This window comes from Actinomycetota bacterium, assembly GCA_030019255.1.
Taxonomy (GTDB): domain Bacteria; phylum Actinomycetota; class Geothermincolia; order Geothermincolales; family RBG-13-55-18; genus Solincola_A.
This window is the reverse complement of sequence record JASEFK010000002.1, coordinates 277674-296910: the sequence shown is the minus strand read 5'-3', so window position 1 is coordinate 296910 and position 19237 is coordinate 277674. Positions and strand designations below refer to the sequence as shown.

The window sequence follows — 19237 nt, the reverse complement described above, 5'->3', positions numbered from 1 at the left end:
CCCGGCAGGAAACGGCGCGAGCCGTGGGCATCCGGCTCCGGGTTTGGCAGGGATTACATCATATGCTAACCTTATGCGCGTCGCTTGTAGGGACCCCTCCAGGGAGGGGGCCCGGGAGCGGAAGGCGATCACGTCGCAGGCCCATACCCTGACCTATGGTATGGGCTTTTTACGCAAGGAGGAAGGGAGAAGAGGACATGCAGATCATCGTCAAGGGGAAGAACCTGGAGGTAACCGACGCCCTGCGCGATTACGCCATGGAGAAGGTGGGGCGGGTCGGGAAGTACTTGGACCGCATCATCAAGACGGAGATAGAACTGAGCGTGGAGAAGAACCCCAAGATCCAGGAGAACCAGGTGGTGGAGGTGACCATCTTCTCCAGCGGACCGGTGATACGGGCCAAGGAATCGGCCCCGGACATGTACCAGGCCATCGACCTGGTCTGCGCCAAGCTGGAACGCCAGGCCCGCAAGGTTAAGAGGAAGCTCATCGACCGTCACCATCACGCTCGGAACCCCTTCAAGGAGCCGGCCCTCCTACCTGAGGAGGAAGAGGAGGAAAAGGAGCCGGTGATCGTGAAGACCAAGAGCTTTCCCCTCAAGCCCATGACCCCCGAGGAGGCCTGCCTGCAGATGGAACTGGTAGGGCACGATTTCTTCGTCTTTATCAACTCGGAGACGGAGGAAACCAACGTCGTCTATAGAAGAAGAGACGGGAACTACGGTTTGATCGAGCCGGGAGGATGATGCCGTGAGGCGTTTTATGGACATCCTGCGCCAGCTCCTGGACTACGTGGTGCGCAGGGGCGCATCCATGCGCCTGTGAGCCTCGGGCGGCGTGCAAGGATGTGGGCGGCTCCGGGAAGGACCTCGGGCGGCGCTTCGGCGGCCGGTTTTCCTTCCCGGCGGCGAAGCCGGTAGCCGGTTTCCTGGGATGAAGATCCGGAGGGATAAAGGTGACGGATACGGACATGGGAGCGCCTGATAGGGCGGGGAAACGGTACGCGCCGGGGGCGGAGGGAAGAGACCCTTCCCGAAAGGGGGGCGGAGCGCGTGGCGGCGCCCTCGCCCTGGCCGCCGTGATGGGCTGGCTGGCCGCCCTGGGGGTCATCCTCTTTCTGGCGCTGGCCGGTGACCAGCCGGTGCTCTGGTTCTCGGTGTTGCTCCTGGGGGCCTCGGTGGTCCTCTGCGAGAGCATGGGGGAGAGGATGTCCCAGGGCGGGAGGTCCACCTATGGGATCATCGTCCTCTTCGCCGCCATGGCCGCCCTGAACACGCCCTCGGCGATGATCGTGGCCCTCTGCGGGGGGTTCAGGCTGGGACGCGGGGAGAAGGGTGCTTCCCCGCAGGCGGCGCTCTTCAACGGGGCTATGTATTCGCTGGCCCTGTGGGCGGCATCGGCGACCTATCACGCCCTGGGAGGCTCTTCCCGGACCTTCACCTTAGCCGCGGGGCTGAAGTCCATCCTTCCCGCCCTGGCCGCCGCCGCCGTCTTCTGGGCCCTGAACACCGGCGGGATGGCCCTCGCTTTGCGCCTCAAGAGTGACGTGGAACCGGCGCGCTTCCTCAGGACCGACGCCCTGAGGCTTTTCCCCAACCAGCTCATCTACGGGCTGGTGGGCCTGAGCGTGGGCATCATCTACGCCCAGAACGCCTTTCACGTGCTGCAGGACGTGGAGGGAAGAGCCATCCTGGACGCCGCGGGGAGGCCCCTGGTGGTGGGCTCCACGGCGGAGTACCTGCGCGGGCTCTTCGCTGTGCTTTCCTTCACCGCCCTTCTGGGAACCGCCTGGTACTTCAGCGGCAAGAATATAGAGCTCCTCGAGTCCTACGACCGCAGCCTGGAGACCCTGGTCACCTACCTGGAGCGCCGGGAGCCCTACCTGGACGGCCACGCGGTACGGGTGGCGGAGTACGCGGTCATGACCGCACGGAGGATGAGGCTCCCCTTCTACGAGGTGAGCCGCCTCCGTCATGCCGCCCTGCTGCACGACCTGGGAAGGGCGGCGGTACCTCTCCGCGTCCTTCTTCGCGAGGGTCGTCTGGACGAGGAGGAGTTCGAGGAGGTCAAGAAGCATCCCCTGGAGGGGAGCTCTCGGCTGGAGGAGGTACCCTACCTCTCGGACATGGCCGACGCCGTGAGGCACCACCACGAGTACTACGACGGGGGCGGTTACGTTGACCACCTGGCCCGGGACACTATCCCCCTGGGGGCGCGCATCATCGCCGTGGCCGACGCCTACGATGCCATGACCCATCCCCGCCCCTTCCGGGAGGCCAAGGGGCACGAGAGGGCGGCGGCGGAACTCCGCCAGAACAGCGGCTTGCAGTTCGATCCCCAGGTGGTGGAACATTTCCTGGCCGCCCTCGAGGAGGCCGGCATGGCCGGGGTCCTGCCCGTGGAGAGGGCGGCCTCCCGGGAGGAAACACTGGCGGAGGCGCCCGAGGAGGGACCCGCGGAGAGGGTGACCGCCCCGGCGGAACGCGGGGCCCGCGCCTGGAGGGGAAGGAGGGCGCGCCACCGCGAGGAGAGGCTGAGGGAACGCAGGGAGGCCAGGGAACGCCTGGAGAGGGAGGCCCTGCGGGCGCTGGAGGAAGAGGGGACCGGAGACAGGGAAGGGTCAGCCGGGAAGGAATACCCCGGCACGGGCGCCGGTCTGGAGGATAAGGCCTCCGAAATCCCCGGAATCCCCGGGGAGGAAGGTTCGAGAACCCCGGGGGAGGGGGAGGAAGGGGGTGGGCATTGATGAGCGAGGACCGCTCCAGGGCCCTGAGATTCCTCTCGGTGGTCGCCTTCCTGGCGGTCCTGGGAGTGTGCGCCGCCTTGGTCAAGTGGGGCGATCTCGACCCCGTACGCACCATCGGGCTCATCGCCTTCCTGGCCTTCCTGGAGACCTGGAGGGTACAGTTCCCCTGGGGCAGGCCGCTCCGGCTGGGCATGGCCGTGCTGTTATGCGTGCTGGCCATAAGGCCCCTTCCGGAGGCGGTGTGGGTCTTCCTGATAGGCAGTCTCCTGGGGCGCATCTTCTACCGTGCCCAGCGCTCCGAGGAGGGGGACTTCCTGCACATCGTGCAGCGGACCTATATCGTGGCCCTCTCCGGGTTGGTCTACCGGGCGCTGATATTTGTGGGATGGGATTTCTCGTGGAACGCTTACCCCCCGCTTTACAACCTCGACCCCACACCTGAGAAGGTCTATTTCACCTATTACAACCCTGCGGTGATGCACCGGGCGCTGGTCTTCCCGGTGGCCTTCCTGGTCATGGCCCTGGTCTTCTACCTGGGTGAGATGCTGACCTCCTCGGTGGAGATGGCCGTGGCCGGACGGGGCAACTGGCGCACCATCCTTCCCCAACACGCGCGCCAGACCTTCCCCGTTTACCTGGCCATAGCCGGAGCGGGGGCGCTCATGGCCCTCTATTTTCCCCGCATCCCTTGGTTCAACTTTCTGATCTTCTTCATCCCCCTGCTGCTGGTACGTGCGGAGTCCAACCGGGACAAGGAGCTGGACGACCGCTACTACTCGACCCTGCTGGTCATCGGGGATGCCTTCGACCTGGCCAGGGGCATGCCCGGCCATTCCGGCCGGGTGAGTAACCTGGCCGCGGAGGTAGCGCGGGAGATGGGGCTTTCCGCCGGAGAGGTACGGGACATCCGCTACGCCGCCGCCCTTCACGACATCGGGCGCATCGAGGCGGGGGCCGAGGTGGAGGAAGAACACGCGGAGCGAGGGGCCCAGGTCCTGGAGAAGGTGCCCCGGCTGGCCCCCATAGCCCGCATCGTGCGCCACCACCATCCCTCTCCCGAGGAGGAGGGAGGAGCGCGCCTGCCCATGGGCGCCAGGATCATCGCTGCGGCCACGGACTACGATTTACTGACCAGCCGGGCCAGGAACCGGCTGTCCAGGGCCGAGGCCCTGGAGGAGATGGGCATGGAGAGGGGGCGCAAGTACGATTCCATGGTCCTGCGCACCATGGCCCAGGTGCTGGAGGCGCAGGAGCGGGCCAGGCGACGCCCGGAGAGGGAGATAAGGCAGCGGGCCAAGGTGCTCGAGGAGGAGGAGCTCCGGGAGAGCCTGGAGGAGATCTTCCGGGAGGAAGAGCGGGAGTGAAAGCCCGCTGTCCGGAAGGCTCGGGCGGACGGAAGGGGTGTCCGGGCCGGGCCCGCAGCCGTCACGCCGTTTCACCCGCCTTGCGACCCTCCGCATAACAGGACGGCTTTAACGAGAGCAGCTTTTGGGGAGGGGACGGGCTTGCCCTCCCGCGAGTGCGCCTGGGGGTGAGCGGCGGGAACCCGTGGTGCCGGACGAGTGTAGAATAGGTTAGAGGATGTCGCGGTAAGTCTCGAAGGAAGGATGAGGTCGCCGGAGGGCGGACAGGGCTTACGCGGTACGAGCGCGAGGAGACGGCAGGGGACCTCGAAGGAGGAGCGGAGAATGCTCAAGGCGCTGGGCAAGGTGCTGCGCATGGGGGAACGCCGCCGGCTGGAGCAGCTGGAGGAGACGGTTCGCCTGGTTAACGCGCTGGAGCCCGAGGTGCAGCGTTTGAGCGACGAGGAGCTGCGGGCCAAAACGGGGGAGTTCAAGTCCCGCCTGGAACGGGGTGAATCCCTCGACGACCTGCTCCCCGAGGCTTTCGCCGTGGTTCGCGAGGCGGCGGTGCGCACCCTGGGCCAGCGCCACTTCGACGTGCAGATAATGGGCGGCATTGTCCTCCACCAGGGGAAGATCGCCGAGATGAAGACCGGTGAAGGGAAGACGCTGGTGGCCACCCTCCCCGTGTACCTCAACGCCCTGGAGGGCAAGGGCGTGCACGTGGTCACGGTCAACGATTACCTGGCGCGGCGGGACAGCGAGTGGATGGGGGTCATCTACCGCTTCCTGGGGCTCACCGTGGGGCTCATCCAGGCCCAGATGCCCAAGGAGCAGCGGCGGAAGGCCTACGCCGCGGACGTGACCTACGGCACCAACAACGAGTTCGGGTTCGATTACCTCCGGGACAACCTGGAGGTGACCCTGGAGGGGATGGTACAGCGCGGGCATCACTACGCCATCGTGGACGAGGTGGACTCCATCCTCATCGACGAGGCCCGCACCCCCCTGATCATCTCCGGGGCGGCGGAAGAGTCGGCGCGCCTCTACCGCCAGTTCGCTTCCATAGCCCCCCGCCTGAAGCTGGGCGTGGACTACGAGGTGGAAGAGAAGACGCGCACCGTATCCGTGACCGACGAGGGGATCCGCAAGGTGGAGGCCATGCTGGGGGTGGAAAACCTCTACGACCATATCAACACCCCCCTGGTGCACCACCTGCAGAACGCCCTCAAGGCCAAGGAGCTCTACCGCCGGGACGTGGACTACGTGGTCACCGACGGCCAGGTGGTTATCGTGGACGAGTTCACCGGGAGGCTCATGCCCGGGCGGCGCTGGAGCGACGGCCTACACCAAGCCATCGAGGCCAAGGAGGGGCTGCGGGTGAGGCAGGAGAACCAGACCCTGGCCACCATCACTTTGCAGAACTACTTCCGCATGTACGAGAAGCTGGCGGGCATGACCGGGACGGCGGCCACCGAGGCGGCGGAGTTCGAAGAGATCTACGGGCTGGAGGTGGTGGTCATACCCACCAACCTCCCCATGATCCGGGAGGACAAAAACGACGTCATCTACAAGACGGAGGAGGCCAAGTTCCGCGCCGTGGTGGAGGACATCGCCTCCTGCTACGAGAGGGGACAGCCGGTCCTGGTGGGGACCATCTCCATCGAGAAGTCGGAGCGCCTCTCGGCCATGCTCCGCAAGCGGGGCATCCCCCACCAAGTCCTGAACGCCAAGCACCACGCCCGGGAAGCGGAGATCGTGGCCCAGGCCGGCCGACTCAAGACGGTGACCATCGCCACCAACATGGCCGGTCGGGGAACGGACATCATGCTGGGCGGGAACCCCCGCATGCTGGCCCAGAAGGAGCTCCTGGGGCGGGTGGAGATGGACGAGGAGGCCTGGAGGAGGACGCTGGAGGAGGAGGGCATCCCCTGGGAGGAGTGGGAGCGCAAGCTGGCCGAGGTCACCGCACGCTGCGAGGAGGAGAAGAGGAAGGTCATCGAGCTGGGCGGGCTCTACGTCCTGGGCACGGAGAGGCACGAGGCACGGCGCATCGATAACCAGCTCCGGGGCCGTTCCGGACGCCAGGGCGACCCGGGCGTCTCCCGCTTCTACCTCTCCCTGGAGGACGACCTCATGCGCGTCTTCGCCTCCAACACCGTGGCCTCCCTCATGGATCGGCTCCGCCTCCCGGAGGACATGCCCATCGAGAACAAGATGGTCACCCGGGCCATCGAGACGGCGCAGAAGAACGTGGAGGCCAACCACTTCGAGATGCGCAAGAACCTCCTGAAATACGACGATGTCATGAACACCCAGCGGGAGGTGATCTACGGGGAGCGGAGGCGCATCCTGGAGGGGGAGGACATCCATTCCCGCGTCAGGGAGATGATCGAGGAGGTCGTTGACGCCGCCGTCGCCGGGCACATCGACGCCGATGCCCACCCCGAGGAGTGGGACCTGGAGGGCCTCTTCCGTTACCTGAGGACCATTTACCCCGTGACCTTCGAGCCCTCCCAGATCGACCTGGACAACGTCACCCCTGAGGCCCTGAGGGAGGCCCTGGTGGAGGACGCCCTGGAGGTCTACGAGGAGCGGGAGAAGGAGTTCGCCGAGCAGGGGCGGGACATCCGGGAACTGGAACGACTGGTCATGCTGCGGGTCATCGACAACCGCTGGCGGGACCACCTCTACGACATGGACCATCTTCGGGACAGCGTGGGGCTGCGTTCCTTCGCCGGTCGGGACCCCCTGGTGGAGTACCAGAACGAGGCCTTCCGCACCTTTCAGGAGCTGATCTTCAACATCCAGGAGGAGTTCCTCCGTTACATGTTCCACGTCCGCCTGGTCAAGGCGGAGGAAAGGCCCTCCCTACGCGTGGTAGAGGGGGAGGGCGGAAAGCAGAGGAAAAAGGCCGAGCCGGTGCGTTCCCAGAAGGTGGGAAGGAACGCCCCCTGTCCTTGCGGCAGCGGGAAGAAGTACAAGCACTGCTGCGGAAGGAGTGCCTGAAAGGACCCCTTGCGTCACAAAATCTGAATATCCCGTTCCTGTGATATCCTTTTGCCGCTACCGTTCCACGGCTTGAATTCGATGGCGGAACCCGGAGGGAAAGATGGGAGAGGTTGCAGAGAGGCTGGAGAAGATAAAGGAGTATCTTTGACATCGAGGGCAAGAGGGCGCGCCTCTCCGAGCTGGAGAAGGAAGTAGCCCGACCCGACTTGTGGGACGACCAGGAGAAGGCCCGCCGCCTCCTGGCCGAGCTCTCCACGCTGAAGGACGTGGTGGAGCTCTGGGAGCGGCTGTGGTCGGAGGCCGGCGACCTGGAGGAGCTGGCCGTGCTGGCCAGGGAGGAGGAGGACTCCAGCCTGGCCGAGGAGGTGGAGCGGGGATTGGAGCGCCTGAGGCGGGAGATCGACCGCCTGGAGGAGGAGAGCCTCCTTTCGGGCGAGTTCGACTCCCACGACGCCATAGTGAGCGTCCATCCCGGTGCGGGTGGCCTGGAATCCCAGGACTGGGCGGAGATGCTCCTGCGCATGTACCTGCGCTGGGCGGAGAGCCGGGGCTTCAAAGTGGACCTCAACGACGTCCAGCCCGGGGAGGGCGGGGGCATCAAGAGCGCCACTTTCACCGTGCACGGGCGCAACGCCTACGGGCTGTTGCTCCCCGAGAAGGGGGTCCACCGCCTGGTGCGTATCTCCCCCTTCGATGCCTCCCGCCGGCGCCACACCTCCTTCGCTTCCCTGGACGTCATCCCCATGCTGGCCGAGGAAGAGAGGGTGGAGATAGACCCCAAGGACCTCCGCGTGGAGACCTACCGTTCCAGCGGGGCGGGTGGCCAGCACGTCAACGTAACCGACTCGGCGGTGCGCATCACCCACCTGCCCACGGGCATCGTGGTATCCTGCCAGAACGAGCGCTCCCAGATCCAGAACCGCGCCACGGCCATGCGCATCCTGGAGGCCCGCCTCTTCGAGCTGGCCCGACAGGAGAGGGAGAAGGAGATCGAGAAGCTGCGCGGGGAGAGGAAGGACATCGGTTTCGGCAGCCAGATACGCTCCTACGTCCTGCACCCCTACCGGATGGTGAAGGACCACCGCACGGGCATGGAGACGGGCAACGTGGACGCCGTGCTGGACGGGGAGCTGGACGGGTTCATCGATGCCTACCTGCGCTGGAAGGCGGCGAAAGGGGTCAGGTCTTGATTTTTACAAGGTGGAATGACGGTGGAGCAAAAGACGGACTGCGAAGAAGGTGAAAAGATGGTTTACATAGGCAAGGATGCCGGGGCCGGCAAAAATCAAGACCTGACCCCCAAGGTCGACCTGCACGTGCACACGGTGTCCAGTGGGCATGCCTACTCCACGGTGGAGGAGTGCGCCCGCTGGGCGGCGGGCAAGGGCTTGCAGGCCATAGCCGTCACCGACCACGGACCGGCCGTGCCGGGTTCAGGCAATATTTACCATTTCTGGAACCTCAAGGTGATCCCGCGGCGGCTCCACGGCGTGGTCATCCTGCGCTCCGTGGAGGCCAATATCCTGGACACGAGGGGGACCCTGGACCTTCCCGACAAGGTGCTGGCCGCCCTGGACGTGGTCCACGCCGGCCTGCATCCCTACACCGGGTACCAGGGGGAGGGCGTGGAGGAGAACACCGCCGCTCTTTTGGCCGCCATCCGCCATCCCCTGGTGGACATCATCGTCCATCCTGACAATCCTGCCTTCCCGGTGGACATGGAGGTGGTGGTGGAGGCGGCGGTGCGGGAGGGAAAGGCCTTGGAGGTGAACAACAGTTCCTTCACCTACACCCGCAGCGGGAGCGAGGAGAACTGCCGGCGCATGGCGCGGCTCCTGGCGGAGAAGGGAGGCCTGGTGGCGGTGGGAAGCGACGCCCACGTGGCCTCCTTTGCAGGAGAATTCGGGGAGGCGATAGAAGTATTACGTGAAACTGACATCACTCCGAGCAGCGTGATAAACTACTCCCTCGAAAGGCTGGAGGAGTTCCTAGCGCGGAGGGGGAAGCCGCTGCGCCTGGAATGAGGCCGGCCGGCGAGCCAGAAAGGCATGGAAGCATGAGCGCCATACGCCCGAGGACGGAAGGAATGGTCTTGGGAGGGACGGAGGCGGAGAAGCTCAGGAGCAGGTTGGAAACTATTTCCAGAGAACTCCGCAAGGACATCGTGCGCATGATCGGCCTGGCCGGGAGCGGGCACCCCGGAGGCTCCCTCTCCTGCGTGGAGATACTGGCCTGCCTCTACTTCTACAAGATGAAGCATCGCCCCGAGGAACCAGACTGGCCCCTGCGGGACCGCTTCGTCCTCTCCAAGGGCCACGCCGCCCCCGCCCTCTACGCCGCCCTGGCCTGGAGCGGGTATTTCGACCGCGAGGAGCTGTGGCGCCTCCGCCGCCTGGGTTCCATGCTCCAGGGCCACCCGGACCGGCTGCGCACTCCCGGGGTGGAGATATCCACCGGCTCACTGGGGCAGGGGCTGTCCGCCGCCTGCGGGATGGCCCTGGGCCTACGCATGGACGGTCTCCCCTGCCGGGTATACGCCCTCATCGGGGACGGCGAGAGCCAGGAGGGGGGTATCTGGGAGGCGGCCATGCTCGCAGCCCACCAGCGCCTGGATAACCTGACGGCCATACTGGACAACAACGGCCTGCAGATTGACGGGCGCTGCTGCGAGGTGGTCAGCCTGGGAGACCTTCCCGCCAAGTGGCGTTCCTTCGGGTGGGAGGTGCAGGAGGTGGACGGGCACGACGTATTGGAGATCTGCGAGGCCCTGGACCGGGCCGACGAGGCCGCCGGTCCCGGCATCATCATCGCCCACACGGTGAAGGGCAAGGGCGTGTCCTTCATGGAGAACAACGTGGATTTCCACGGCAAGGCCCCCACCCGGGAGGAGATGGAGAAAGCGTTAAGGGAGCTGGAAGAGGCGAGATGACGGAGTGGGAATTGCGCAATACCCGGGACGGGTACGCCGCGGCACTGCTGGAGCTGGGCGAGAAGGATCCTCGCATCGTGGTCCTGGATGCCGACCTGGCAAAGTCCACCCAGACGGAGAAGTTCAAGCTGCGCTTCCCCGAGCGCTTCGTGGACTGCGGGGTGGCGGAGCAGAACCTCATGGCCACCGCGGCCGGGCTGGCGACCACGGGCAAGATCGTCTTCGCCTCCACCTTCGCCATCTTCGCTACCGGGAGGGCCTACGACCAGGTGCGCAACACCATCGCCTACTCCGACCTCAACGTCAAGATCTGCGCCAGCCACGGGGGCATAACCGTGGGGGAGGACGGCTCCTCCCACCAGGCCCTGGAGGACATCACCCTCATGCGGGCCGTGCCGCGCATGAAGGTGGTAGTGCCCGCCGATTACTATGAGGCACGGGAGGCGGTGAAGGCCGTGGCCTACCTGGATGGCCCGGCCTACGTGCGCTTGGGGCGGCCCAAGGCGCCCGTGCTCTTCGGCGAGGACTACCGCTTCCGGTTCGGGAAGGTACTGGTCATGCGCCCGGGAAGGGACGTCACCCTGATCGCCTGTGGTTACCTCCTGCATAAGGCGCTCCAGGCGGCGGAGATGCTGGCCGGGGAGGGTATAGAGGCGGAGGTCGTCAATCTCCACACGGTGAAACCCCTGGACCGGGAGGGCGTCCTGGAATCGGCGGCCCGCACGGGAAGGGTGGTGACCTGCGAGGAGCACACGGTGCACGGCGGAGTGGGAAGCGCCGTGGCCGAGCTCCTGGCCGAGGAGATGCCCCTGCCCATGCGCATGGTGGGCATCCGGGACCGCTTCGGCGTCTCCGGGTCGGCGGAGGAACTGGTGGAACATTTCGGCCTGGGCGCCCGTCACATCGCCGAAGCGGCGCGCCTGCTCTGTCACGGAGATAACGGCGGAAAACCGAGGAGATGATGGACATTGATCAGGATGCGTAGGGTGACCAAGATCTACAAGGGCAACGTCTACGCCCTGGAGGACGTCACCCTGGACGTGGAGAAGGGAGAGTTCGTCTTCCTGGTGGGTCCCTCCGGCTCGGGCAAGACCACCCTCATCAAGCTGCTCATCAAGGAGGAGGAGCCCACCAGCGGACAGATCTACATCGCGGACACCAACATCAACCAGCTCCGCAAGTGGAAGATCCCCTACCTGAGGCGCAAGATAGGCTGCGTCTTCCAGGACTTCAAGCTCCTACCCCACAAGACGGTCTTCCAGAACGTGGCCTACGCCATGGAGGTCACCGGGAAATCCCGGCGCCTCATCGAGCAGCAGGTCCCCGAGGTACTCAAGCTGGTGGGCCTGGGGCACAAGCTGGACGCCTTCCCGGACGAGCTCTCGGGCGGGGAGCAGCAGAGGGTGGCCATCGCGCGCGCCTTCATCAACCGGCCGCCCATCCTCCTGGCCGACGAGCCCACCGGGAACGTGGACCCCTCCCTGGGGGTGGGTATCGTGCGCCTGCTGGAGAAGATAAACTCCACGGGCACCACGGTGATCGTGGCCACCCACGACAAGAACATAGTGGACGCCTTCCGCAAGAGGGTGATCGCCCTGGAGAACGGGCGCATCATCCGCGACCAGGACAGGGGCGTATACGGCTATGAATAAGATCAAGTACTTCGCTGGCGAGACCTGGGCTTCCCTGCGCAAGAACCTCATCCTGGCCGTCGCGGCCATCGCCGTGGTCACCGTCTCCCTGGGGCTCCTGGGCCTGGTGGTGATGGGCTGGAACATGTTCAGCAACATGATCAAGAACGCCGAGCGCAAGGTAGGGGAGGTGGACGTCTACCTCTCCGACCTGGCCACCCAGGAGGAGCTCCAGGCCATCGAGGCCTTCCTGGCCTCCATACCGGAGGTGGACGCCAAGTCCATCTACTTCAAGAGCAAGGATGAGGCCCTGAAGGAGTTCAAGGAGCGGTTCAAGGATCAGCCCGAGCTCTGGGAGTACATCGACGAGAATCCACTTCCCAATTCCTACCAGCTGATGACCAAGGACCCCAAGGACGTCGGCGTGGTGGTGGGAAAGATAAACAACGAGGCTCCCTACCGGGAGCGCATCGAGGACATCAAGTCCGCCAGCGCGGCCATCGAGAAGCTGGAGAACATCTTCGACAAGTTCCGGCAGATCGGCACGGTGGCCGTCATAGCCCTGGCCCTGGTGGCCGTGCTCCTGGTCTCGGTGACCATCCAGGTGGCCATCTTCGCCCGGCGGAGGGAGATCGGGATCATGAAGCTGGTGGGGGCCACCAACTGGTTCATCCGTTGGCCCTTCGTGCTGGAAGGGGTCTTCGAGGGGCTTACGGGTTCCCTGGCCGCCATCCTGGTGGTCCTGGCGGTCAAGGTCTGGATACTGGACCGGCTCATCGAGAGCCTACAGTTCCTCCGTCTCTCCTTCTCCTCGGGCCTCTTCGCCGTCCTCGTCCCCTGCATCCTGGTGGGGGGAGTGGTTATCGGGGCCCTGGGCAGCGCCTACGCCCTGGGCCGCTTCCTCGAAGTGTGAGGACCGGGCGCCGGTCCCGTAGGGGGTAGGAGGATGCAGCCGGTCCCTGACTTCTCGGCGGAGGGGCTGAAGCGCCGGGACCGGCGCATAGCCGTCATCGCCGTGGTGCTTTCCCTGCTCCTGTTGGGCTCCTGTTTCGCCGTGCCCTACCTCCTGACCTCCACGGGGCGTCGCTCCGGAAGTGACGCGACCTCGCGGGCGACCGGGGAGGGGACGGCGGAATCCGCGGAGCAGCTCCGAGACCTCCTGCTGGAGAGCGACTCCTTCCGGCGCGCGCGGGACATCGTGGAGGGCAACTTCGTGGAGGAGGTGGACGGGGAGGAGCTCCTGGGGGCCGCGGCGCGGGGCATCCGCCGCCTGGCGGAGGCCGGAGCTGACCGCAACGCCCTGGTGGCGCGGGGAGTGGAGTCCATGCTGGATTCCCTGGACGATCCCTTCACCGCCTCCATGACCGCCGAACAGCTGGAGATGCTGGACACCCAGCTCTCCGGGCATTTCTCGGGCATCGGTGTGGCCATGCAGAAGGTGAAGAACCAAATACGCGTGGTCCAGGTGCTGGAGGGCACGCCGGCCCAGGAGGTGGGAATGCGGGAGGGGGACATCGTCCGGGAGGTAGACGGAAGGGACGTGACCAACCTGGAGCTGGACGAGGTGGTCATGCTCATCCGGGGCCCGGAGGGAACCACGGTCCGCATCGGCGTGTCCCGGCCGGGGGAACCGGAAATCCTCACCTTCGACATCGTGCGCCGGAGGATCGAGATCCCGGTCATGGAGGTGGAGGTCAAGGAGGGGGGAGTGGGTTACATCCGTCTCACCGACTGGACCCAGGACGCCGCGGAGCGGCTGCGGGAAGCCCTGGCCGAACTGGGGGCGAAGGGCGCTTCCTCCCTGGTCATCGACCTGCGCTCCAATCCCGGAGGATACATGGAAACGGCCATCGAAGCTGCCGACCTCTTCCTGCGCGGCGGGGTCATCGTTTCCTCCCGGGGTCGGGTGGGGGGAGTGAACCGGGTTTACGAGGCGGACGGTGAGGTGTCCTGGGACCTTCCCGTCTACGTGTTGGTCAACCGGGGGTCGGCCAGCGCCTCGGAGATCTTCGCCGCCGCCCTGCGGGAGAACAACCGTTGCCTGCTGGTGGGGGAGACCACCTTCGGGAAGGGCTCCATCCAGCAGATCTTCCGCCAGCCTGATGGTACAGGGATCCGCCTGACCATCGCCCGCTACTACACTCCCCTGGGGACCAACATCGACGACCAGGGCATCGCCCCGGATATCCCGGTGAAGAACCCCCTGGTGGGCGAGGAGGACCTCCAGCTGGAGCGCGCCCTGGAGGTGGCCCGTGGTAATCCCTGACCGGATGTACCATCCCCCCCTGCGTGGCGAAGATGATTTGATCATTTAAGGCGTGGCCTCTTCGCGCCGTTTGCGCAAGAAAGAAAAACCCTTCTCGTGGAAGGGCTTTTCCTTTTTCTGGTGGAGGCGGGGGGAGTCGAACCCCCGTCCAGAAATCCGACCGCGTGGGCTCTACGAGCGTATCCGCCGTATTGTCTTTCGCTCCCGGTCCGCCCGGCGAACGGCTCGCCGGGAGCTATCCCGGTCAGGTAGTCCCTCGGCCCTCACGGGAGTTGGGCCTCGGCCAGCCCGCTGCGCGACGCCCCTTCCCCGGTCGCGGGCCTCCCGGGGAGGGACGGGCCGCCTACATTAAGCGGCCAGAGCCAACTCGCTGTCGGCGTCTATTTGTTTTCCCGCTTGCTGACGGGGCGCGGGCCCCCGACTCGCTCCCACTGCGGCCGCCGATCCCTGTCGAAGCCGTTTCGCCCCCTCGGTTGTCAAACTGCGCCTTCACCTTAATATTTTACATCCGTCGACCCTGAAACGCATCCCTGGCAGTTGTACCACCATTTTCACCGAGAAAACCCCTTATCGCCGGGTGTGGTTTTTGCCGCTCCCTTGCCTCCTTGGCAGGGAGTTTCCGGCGGGAGAACCCCCTTATCGCTGGTTGCGGGTTGCATCAGGATCATGGGGAGTTTTCCCGTTTTGGAGATTTTCCTGAACCCACCTATCCAATAAACACAACATTTTCGCCGTTTTTAAAGGAACGAGAGGTACAGCGGGGTCATGGAAATAGCGGAGCCATGGATACCCCGTTCCCGGGAGGATCGTTTCAACTATTACGGTCGATGGGGCATGAAGATTACTTCCCTATTCTCGTGTACCGATACTTCCAGGAGGATGGTTCGATTGTTACGGCCATGGGGCATGCCTGGACCCGGTGAGTCGGAACACCTCATTCCCGTGAGGTTCGCCGCAATCCCTCCTTGAGGGCCCGTTCCAGGTCCCGTCGGCTCTCCCGTTCCATTATCTCGCGGCGGCGGTCGGCCTTGGCCTTGCCCCGGGCCAGCCCCAGCTCCACCTTGATCTTTCCCCTCTCGTTGAGGTAGAGGCTGAGGGGCACCAGGGTGTAGCCCTTCTCGGCCACCTTGCCCTGCAGGCGCCGTATCTCATCCTTGTGGAGGAGGAGTTTTCTCTCCCGCCGGGGCGGATGGTTGAAAGCTCCCCCGTGGCTGTAGGGAGCCACGTGCATGTTCTCCAGGAAGACCTCGCCATCCCGCACCCTGGCGAAGCTGTCCCGCAGGGAGGCCTTGCCCTCCCGGATGGACTTGACCTCGGATCCCAGGAGGGATATCCCCGCCTCCATGCGCTCCTCGATGAGGTAGTCGTGCCTGGCCTTGCGGTTCTCGGCCAGGGTCTTCACCCTTTTAAGGGTCTGGTTTTTCCCGCCCATGGGTACATCATACCTTAGCGGTTCCCTGCACGTAAGCGGAAAAAGGCTGGGGGAGGTATTGTGCCTGGTAGCTGTGCGTGCATCGGTGGTGGTTTCTGAATGGAAGGCCGGAGGCTCCTTTTGCTGGTGCGGGAGGGGGCTTGGGAGTATAATTCCCCTCCTTGCGCGTCCGGACCTTGCGCGTCCGGAAGGTGACCTCCTTCCGGAGGACCTACCGACGTCCGGGGGAGGTTCTGGACCGGGGCGCATCCCGGCGCGTGGAACTGCGCTCGGGTGCCGCCGGAACCGGCCTGCGGGGATGGAATATTTCCCCATGGAATATAATAAGCGGAAGGAGACGGGAAACTCGCCCGGGGCGGGCGGGAGGGTAAGGTGAGGACATGCCCATCAGCTTGACTCGGGACATCTACCGGCTGGCCAATTCCTTCGGGTCCAACATATACCTAGTCACCGGGAACGGGCTCACCCTGGTGGACGCGGGATTCCCGGTGGATCTGCCGGCCATCCACCTCGGCCTGCGCCGCATGGGTGCCTCCCCCCGCGACCTGGAGATGGTGGTGGCCACCCATTACCACGGGGACCACGTGGGGACCATATCCGGCCTGAAGCGGAGGCACGGGGTGCGCGCTGCCATCCACGAGGACGACGCCCCCTACGCGCGCGGCGATATCCCCTACGAGCGCTTCGAGGTGGAGACCTCGCGGCTGGTCTTCTACACCGCCCTCTGGCCCTTCTTCCGCTACCGCGCCTTTCACGTAGACCGTGCCCTCCGGGAGGGGGACCGCCTGGAGCTGGCCGGCGGCCTGGAGGTGATCCACACCCCGGGGCACACGGTGGGCAGCATCTGCCTCTACTCCTCCCGCCGCGGCATACTTTTCAGCGGGGACCTCCTGCGCAACGAAGGAGGAATCCTCGAGGGTCCCCCGCCCCAGTTCACTCCCGACCCGGAGGCGGCGGCGCGCTCCCTGCTCCGGGTGAAGGAGCTGGATTTCGACATCCTCCTTCCCGGGCACGGGGAACCCATACTGGGGGGAGCGGGAAAGCGCTTCCGCGAGGCGCTCCGGGAAGGGCGCATCTGGCCCCTTAGCGAAGCATGACCATAGTTCGTCGTTAGGCCTACGAGATTGAAGCTCTTATCCGATCAGCGGCGCAAGCAATACTCCCGGCATCAGTAAATCCAAAACTTACAGCGACCGCTCGACGAATTTCATGACGCGACGGCGTTGTCTTTGATGCGATCCCCGGTCCAAAGGAATTCACGGCTCTACAATCGACCTGCTGCTCATCGCATTGCGTCGCCTCTCCAGCCATTCCGCCAGGCGCCCGGTCCTCTCCGGCGGAACCCGAGGCTTTTGGAGGCGCTCATCAATAAAACCGGCGGTGCGCAGGGCGAGGGCCATGATGGTCAGTTGCGGGTTGACTCCCAGCGAGGTGGGAAGGACGCTGGCGTCGCAGATGTAAAGGTTTTCCACCTCCCAGGTCTCGCCGGTGCTCTTGACCACCGACCACTCGGGGTCACTTCCCATGCAGCAGGTGCCCATGGGGTGGTAGGCGGAAAGGCCGTAGATCTCCCCTCGCCGCAACCGGTGCCGGGCCAGGCGGGCCAGGTCGCGGGAGGAGGTGATCTCCCGGTAGCCGGAGATGGGAGTATAGACCCTCCGGGCCCCGGCGGCGAACCAGATCTCGGCCATGAGGATTATGGATCTTTTGAGCCTCTCCAGGTCCCCCGGTCCGAAACGGTAGAAGGCCAGGGGCTGGCGGGCGGAAGGCCCGGCCATCACGCGCCCCGACGAATCGTGTTCGCTGATCATGGATCCGAAGGTGCCGCAATAGGGATAGAGTCGCATGGCCTCGGCGTGCCGGCGGCCTCCCCAGGGAAGGCTCACGGACATGACGGGCGGCGGGAGGGTCACCCCTTCCAGCATGATCCCCTCCGGGGCAAACTCGTCCACGTAGGTGCTCTGGGGGATGCCCTTGGGGTTTCCGGTCTTTTCCTTCAGCAGGGCCGCGGTGGCCCCGCAGGGATGGATGGATAGGTTCCGGCCTACCTGTCCCGAGGAGAGGCAGATGCGGTTGTGCATGAGCAGGGAGGGAGTCTGCAGGGCGCCCGCGGCCAGCACCACCACCCGGGCCGAGACCTCCAGCCGGTAACCGTTTCTTCTCCCCCGGGGGTCCAGGAAGTGTCCGCGTATGCCCACCGCTTTTCCGCCTCTCACCACCACCCGGTCCACGCGGCAGCGGGTGTAGACATCCGCCCCCGCCCTCACTGCGTCTGGTATCCAGGACACGTTGGCGCTCTGTTTGGCCCCCGAGGGGCACCCGTAGGCGCAGACCCCGTAGCCCTCGCAGTCCTTGGCGTTGCGGGGCAGGAAGCCACCCGAGTACCCGAGGTTCCGCGCGCTCTCCAGGAAGAGCATGGCGTTCCTGCCCGCCACCTCCGGGTCGGCCCTCTTCACGAAGAGGTATTCCTCCAGGGCCGCGTAGAGGAGGTTCAACTCCTCCTCGGTGATGTCCCGCAGCCCGTGTTCCAGGTGCCAGCGCTTGAGGACGTGCCGGGGGACCCGTAGGCAGGTGCCGGAGTTCACCGTGGTGGTGCCTCCCACGGTCATCCCCTGGGGAAGGATCACCACCGGGAGTCCCAGGGTCACCGTCTGGCCGGCGTCGCGGTAGAGGCGCATGAGGGCATGGGAGGACCGGAAGTCAAAGTCCTCGCGCCGGTACCAGGCTCCCTCCTCGACGACTACCACCCGGTATCCCGCTTCGGCCAGTTCCTTGGCCACCGGTGCGCCCCCGGCGCCTGAGCCCACAATGGCCACGTCGGCCTCACGGCTGACGTTCCCGGAAATCTCTTCCGGCCGCACGATCATCGAACCACCTCTCTCCGGAGGGCTTCCTCCCGCAGGGCCCCCACCTCGAAGCCCAGCGCTTCCTGCACCTCGTCCCGCCCGTAATAGGCCAGGTCGAAGGGCATGCTCAAGAGGGTGGGCACGGCATTGAGCAGTATCAGCCGGCTGGAATACAGGGATTCCAGGAACTCCTCGGCTTCGGGGGGACGCAGGGAGTAGATGGAACGGCCGCAGCGCAGCCGGCATAGGGCCTGCAGAAGGAGGATCATGGCGAAATAGAGCATGCGGAAGGCCGGGGTGCCGGAGTAGATAAACTCCTTGCAAAAGTCGGCTATCTCCCCGGGATCCGCGGACGGCAGATCGTGAGATGTCAGGAGGAGCAGCGGTACCAGCTGCTCCATGCGGCGGAGGAAATATTCTTTTATCACCTTCCCGGACCTCCTCCCTCGTACCCTGCGATAAGGATAAGTATAAAGGGGTCAGGTCTTGAATTTTGATACCCCCGAGGGTATATGGAGGAAAAGGGCCGCCGGGTAGCGGTATCGCTCGCCCAAGGCCCTGTTCTTATTCTGGAAATGGCCGTGGTTAATAGTCTCGCTCGCCTCCACGCACCGTCTCTCGAAAGAAGAAAAGGGTTGAGGAGGGCTCGCTGCGACCGACCCAGTCGGCCCCGGGAAGGGAAGTTGTAGAAGGGAAGTTTGCATGCGGGAGCTTTTCTTGCCGACGTAGCCTGACGGCTTTGCTGCTGACCATGCAAGGAGCCGGCAATGGAAAGGGACCGACCCCGAATCTTTACTCGGGGGTAGAGGTTTTAGAAGGGGAGATCATCTGCAGGAGCTTTTATTGTTGGAGTGACCGGAGACCTCTACCGCTCGCCACGAAAGGAGCCGGCAACGGAAAGGGACTGACCCCGGATCTTTACTGGAAAAGGGGCAGGAGCAGGGCCATAAATCTTGCCCGTATTTTGAGGTGACCTGAAAAAGTTGCGTTGTGTTAGAATCAATCGATATTTTAAGGGCTGGAAAACAAGCG

Annotated in this window: 14 protein-coding genes, 1 other RNA gene and 1 pseudogene; 12 read left to right on the top strand and 4 right to left on the bottom strand. The window is 64.9% G+C overall.

What is annotated here, in order from left to right; genetic code table 11:
• The first annotated feature begins 197 nt into the window (after positions 1-197).
• The 11 genes and pseudogenes from raiA (at position 198) to QME84_02950 (ending at position 13927) form a co-directional block, all read left to right on the top strand.
• Positions 198-746, top strand: coding sequence for a ribosome-associated translation inhibitor RaiA (gene raiA / locus QME84_03000; GenBank protein MDI6873239.1), 549 nt, complete (start codon positions 198-200; stop codon positions 744-746).
• A 209-nt stretch (positions 747-955) separates the two neighbouring features.
• On the top strand, positions 956-2746 hold the full coding sequence (locus QME84_02995; GenBank protein MDI6873238.1) for an HD-GYP domain-containing protein: 1791 nt from the start codon (positions 956-958) through the stop codon (positions 2744-2746).
• Positions 2746-4110 (top strand): HD domain-containing protein, encoded by a 1365-nt coding sequence (locus QME84_02990; GenBank protein ID MDI6873237.1) that lies wholly within the window; start codon positions 2746-2748, stop codon positions 4108-4110. Before QME84_02995 ends, QME84_02990 begins: the two co-directional genes overlap by 1 nt.
• Positions 4111-4434: 324 nt before the next feature.
• Positions 4435-7098, top strand: a complete 2664-nt coding sequence (gene secA, locus QME84_02985; protein ID MDI6873236.1) for a preprotein translocase subunit SecA — start codon at positions 4435-4437, stop codon at positions 7096-7098.
• Between the two features lie 137 nt (positions 7099-7235).
• Positions 7236-8291: pseudogene (gene prfB / locus QME84_02980) on the top strand (peptide chain release factor 2).
• 57 nt (positions 8292-8348) lie between these two features.
• Positions 8349-9125, top strand: coding sequence for a phosphatase (locus QME84_02975; GenBank protein MDI6873235.1), 777 nt, complete (start codon positions 8349-8351; stop codon positions 9123-9125).
• A 68-nt stretch (positions 9126-9193) separates the two neighbouring features.
• Complete coding sequence (locus QME84_02970; GenBank protein ID MDI6873234.1) at positions 9194-10030, top strand: transketolase; 837 nt, start codon at positions 9194-9196, stop codon at positions 10028-10030.
• Complete coding sequence (locus QME84_02965; GenBank protein MDI6873233.1) at positions 10027-10992, top strand: transketolase family protein; 966 nt, start codon at positions 10027-10029, stop codon at positions 10990-10992. The genes QME84_02970 and QME84_02965 overlap by 4 nt, the downstream gene beginning before the upstream one ends.
• 15 nt (positions 10993-11007) lie before the next feature.
• Complete coding sequence (gene ftsE, locus QME84_02960; protein ID MDI6873232.1) at positions 11008-11682, top strand: cell division ATP-binding protein FtsE; 675 nt, start codon at positions 11008-11010, stop codon at positions 11680-11682.
• Positions 11675-12574 (top strand): permease-like cell division protein FtsX, encoded by a 900-nt coding sequence (ftsX, locus tag QME84_02955; protein ID MDI6873231.1) that lies wholly within the window; start codon positions 11675-11677, stop codon positions 12572-12574. Before ftsE ends, ftsX begins: the two co-directional genes overlap by 8 nt.
• Positions 12575-12607: 33 nt before the next feature.
• A complete protein-coding gene (locus tag QME84_02950; protein ID MDI6873230.1) occupies positions 12608-13927 on the top strand; it encodes a S41 family peptidase in 1320 nt (439 codons plus the stop codon).
• 118 nt (positions 13928-14045) lie between these two features.
• Here the strand turns inward: QME84_02950 and ssrA are convergent.
• Positions 14046-14396: a transfer-messenger RNA gene (gene ssrA / locus QME84_02945) on the bottom strand.
• Between the two features lie 465 nt (positions 14397-14861).
• Positions 14862-15359 carry an SsrA-binding protein SmpB gene (gene smpB, locus QME84_02940; protein MDI6873229.1) on the bottom strand — a complete coding sequence of 166 codons (498 nt, stop codon included), beginning with the start codon at positions 15357-15359 and terminating at the stop codon, positions 14862-14864.
• A gap of 380 nt (positions 15360-15739) precedes the next feature.
• Here smpB and QME84_02935 point away from each other — a divergent pair, with 380 nt between their 5' ends.
• The gene (locus tag QME84_02935) at positions 15740-16456 is read left to right on the top strand and encodes an MBL fold metallo-hydrolase (GenBank protein MDI6873228.1); all 717 of its coding nucleotides are present in this window, start codon (positions 15740-15742) and stop codon (positions 16454-16456) included.
• A 159-nt stretch (positions 16457-16615) separates the two neighbouring features.
• Here QME84_02935 and QME84_02930 read toward each other — a convergent pair whose 3' ends face one another.
• Together QME84_02930 and QME84_02925 are read right to left on the bottom strand one after the other, a co-directional pair.
• Positions 16616-18226 (bottom strand): GMC family oxidoreductase, encoded by a 1611-nt coding sequence (locus QME84_02930; protein ID MDI6873227.1) that lies wholly within the window; start codon positions 18224-18226, stop codon positions 16616-16618.
• Positions 18223-18633 carry a hypothetical protein gene (locus tag QME84_02925; GenBank protein ID MDI6873226.1) on the bottom strand — a complete coding sequence of 137 codons (411 nt, stop codon included), beginning with the start codon at positions 18631-18633 and terminating at the stop codon, positions 18223-18225. The genes QME84_02930 and QME84_02925 overlap by 4 nt, the downstream gene beginning before the upstream one ends.
• Between the last annotated feature and the right edge of the window lie 604 nt (positions 18634-19237).

Bases quoted from the DNA above. Each gene is read 5' to 3' on its own strand.
- QME84_02975 (MDI6873235.1), top strand. From the start codon at position 8,349: ATGGTTTACATAGGCAAGGATGCCGGGGCCGGCAAAAATCAAGACCTG.
- QME84_02935 (MDI6873228.1), top strand. From the start codon at position 15,740: ATGCCCATCAGCTTGACTCGGGACATCTACCGGCTGGCCAATTCCTTC.
- secA (MDI6873236.1), top strand. From the start codon at position 4,435: ATGCTCAAGGCGCTGGGCAAGGTGCTGCGCATGGGGGAACGCCGCCGG.
- ftsE (MDI6873232.1), top strand. From the start codon at position 11,008: ATGCGTAGGGTGACCAAGATCTACAAGGGCAACGTCTACGCCCTGGAG.
- QME84_02965 (MDI6873233.1), top strand. From the start codon at position 10,027: ATGACGGAGTGGGAATTGCGCAATACCCGGGACGGGTACGCCGCGGCA.
- smpB (MDI6873229.1), bottom strand. From the start codon at position 15,359: ATGGGCGGGAAAAACCAGACCCTTAAAAGGGTGAAGACCCTGGCCGAG.
- QME84_02930 (MDI6873227.1), bottom strand. From the start codon at position 18,226: ATGATCGTGCGGCCGGAAGAGATTTCCGGGAACGTCAGCCGTGAGGCC.
- ftsX (MDI6873231.1), top strand. From the start codon at position 11,675: ATGAATAAGATCAAGTACTTCGCTGGCGAGACCTGGGCTTCCCTGCGC.
- QME84_02990 (MDI6873237.1), top strand. From the start codon at position 2,746: ATGAGCGAGGACCGCTCCAGGGCCCTGAGATTCCTCTCGGTGGTCGCC.
- QME84_02950 (MDI6873230.1), top strand. From the start codon at position 12,608: ATGCAGCCGGTCCCTGACTTCTCGGCGGAGGGGCTGAAGCGCCGGGAC.
- raiA (MDI6873239.1), top strand. From the start codon at position 198: ATGCAGATCATCGTCAAGGGGAAGAACCTGGAGGTAACCGACGCCCTG.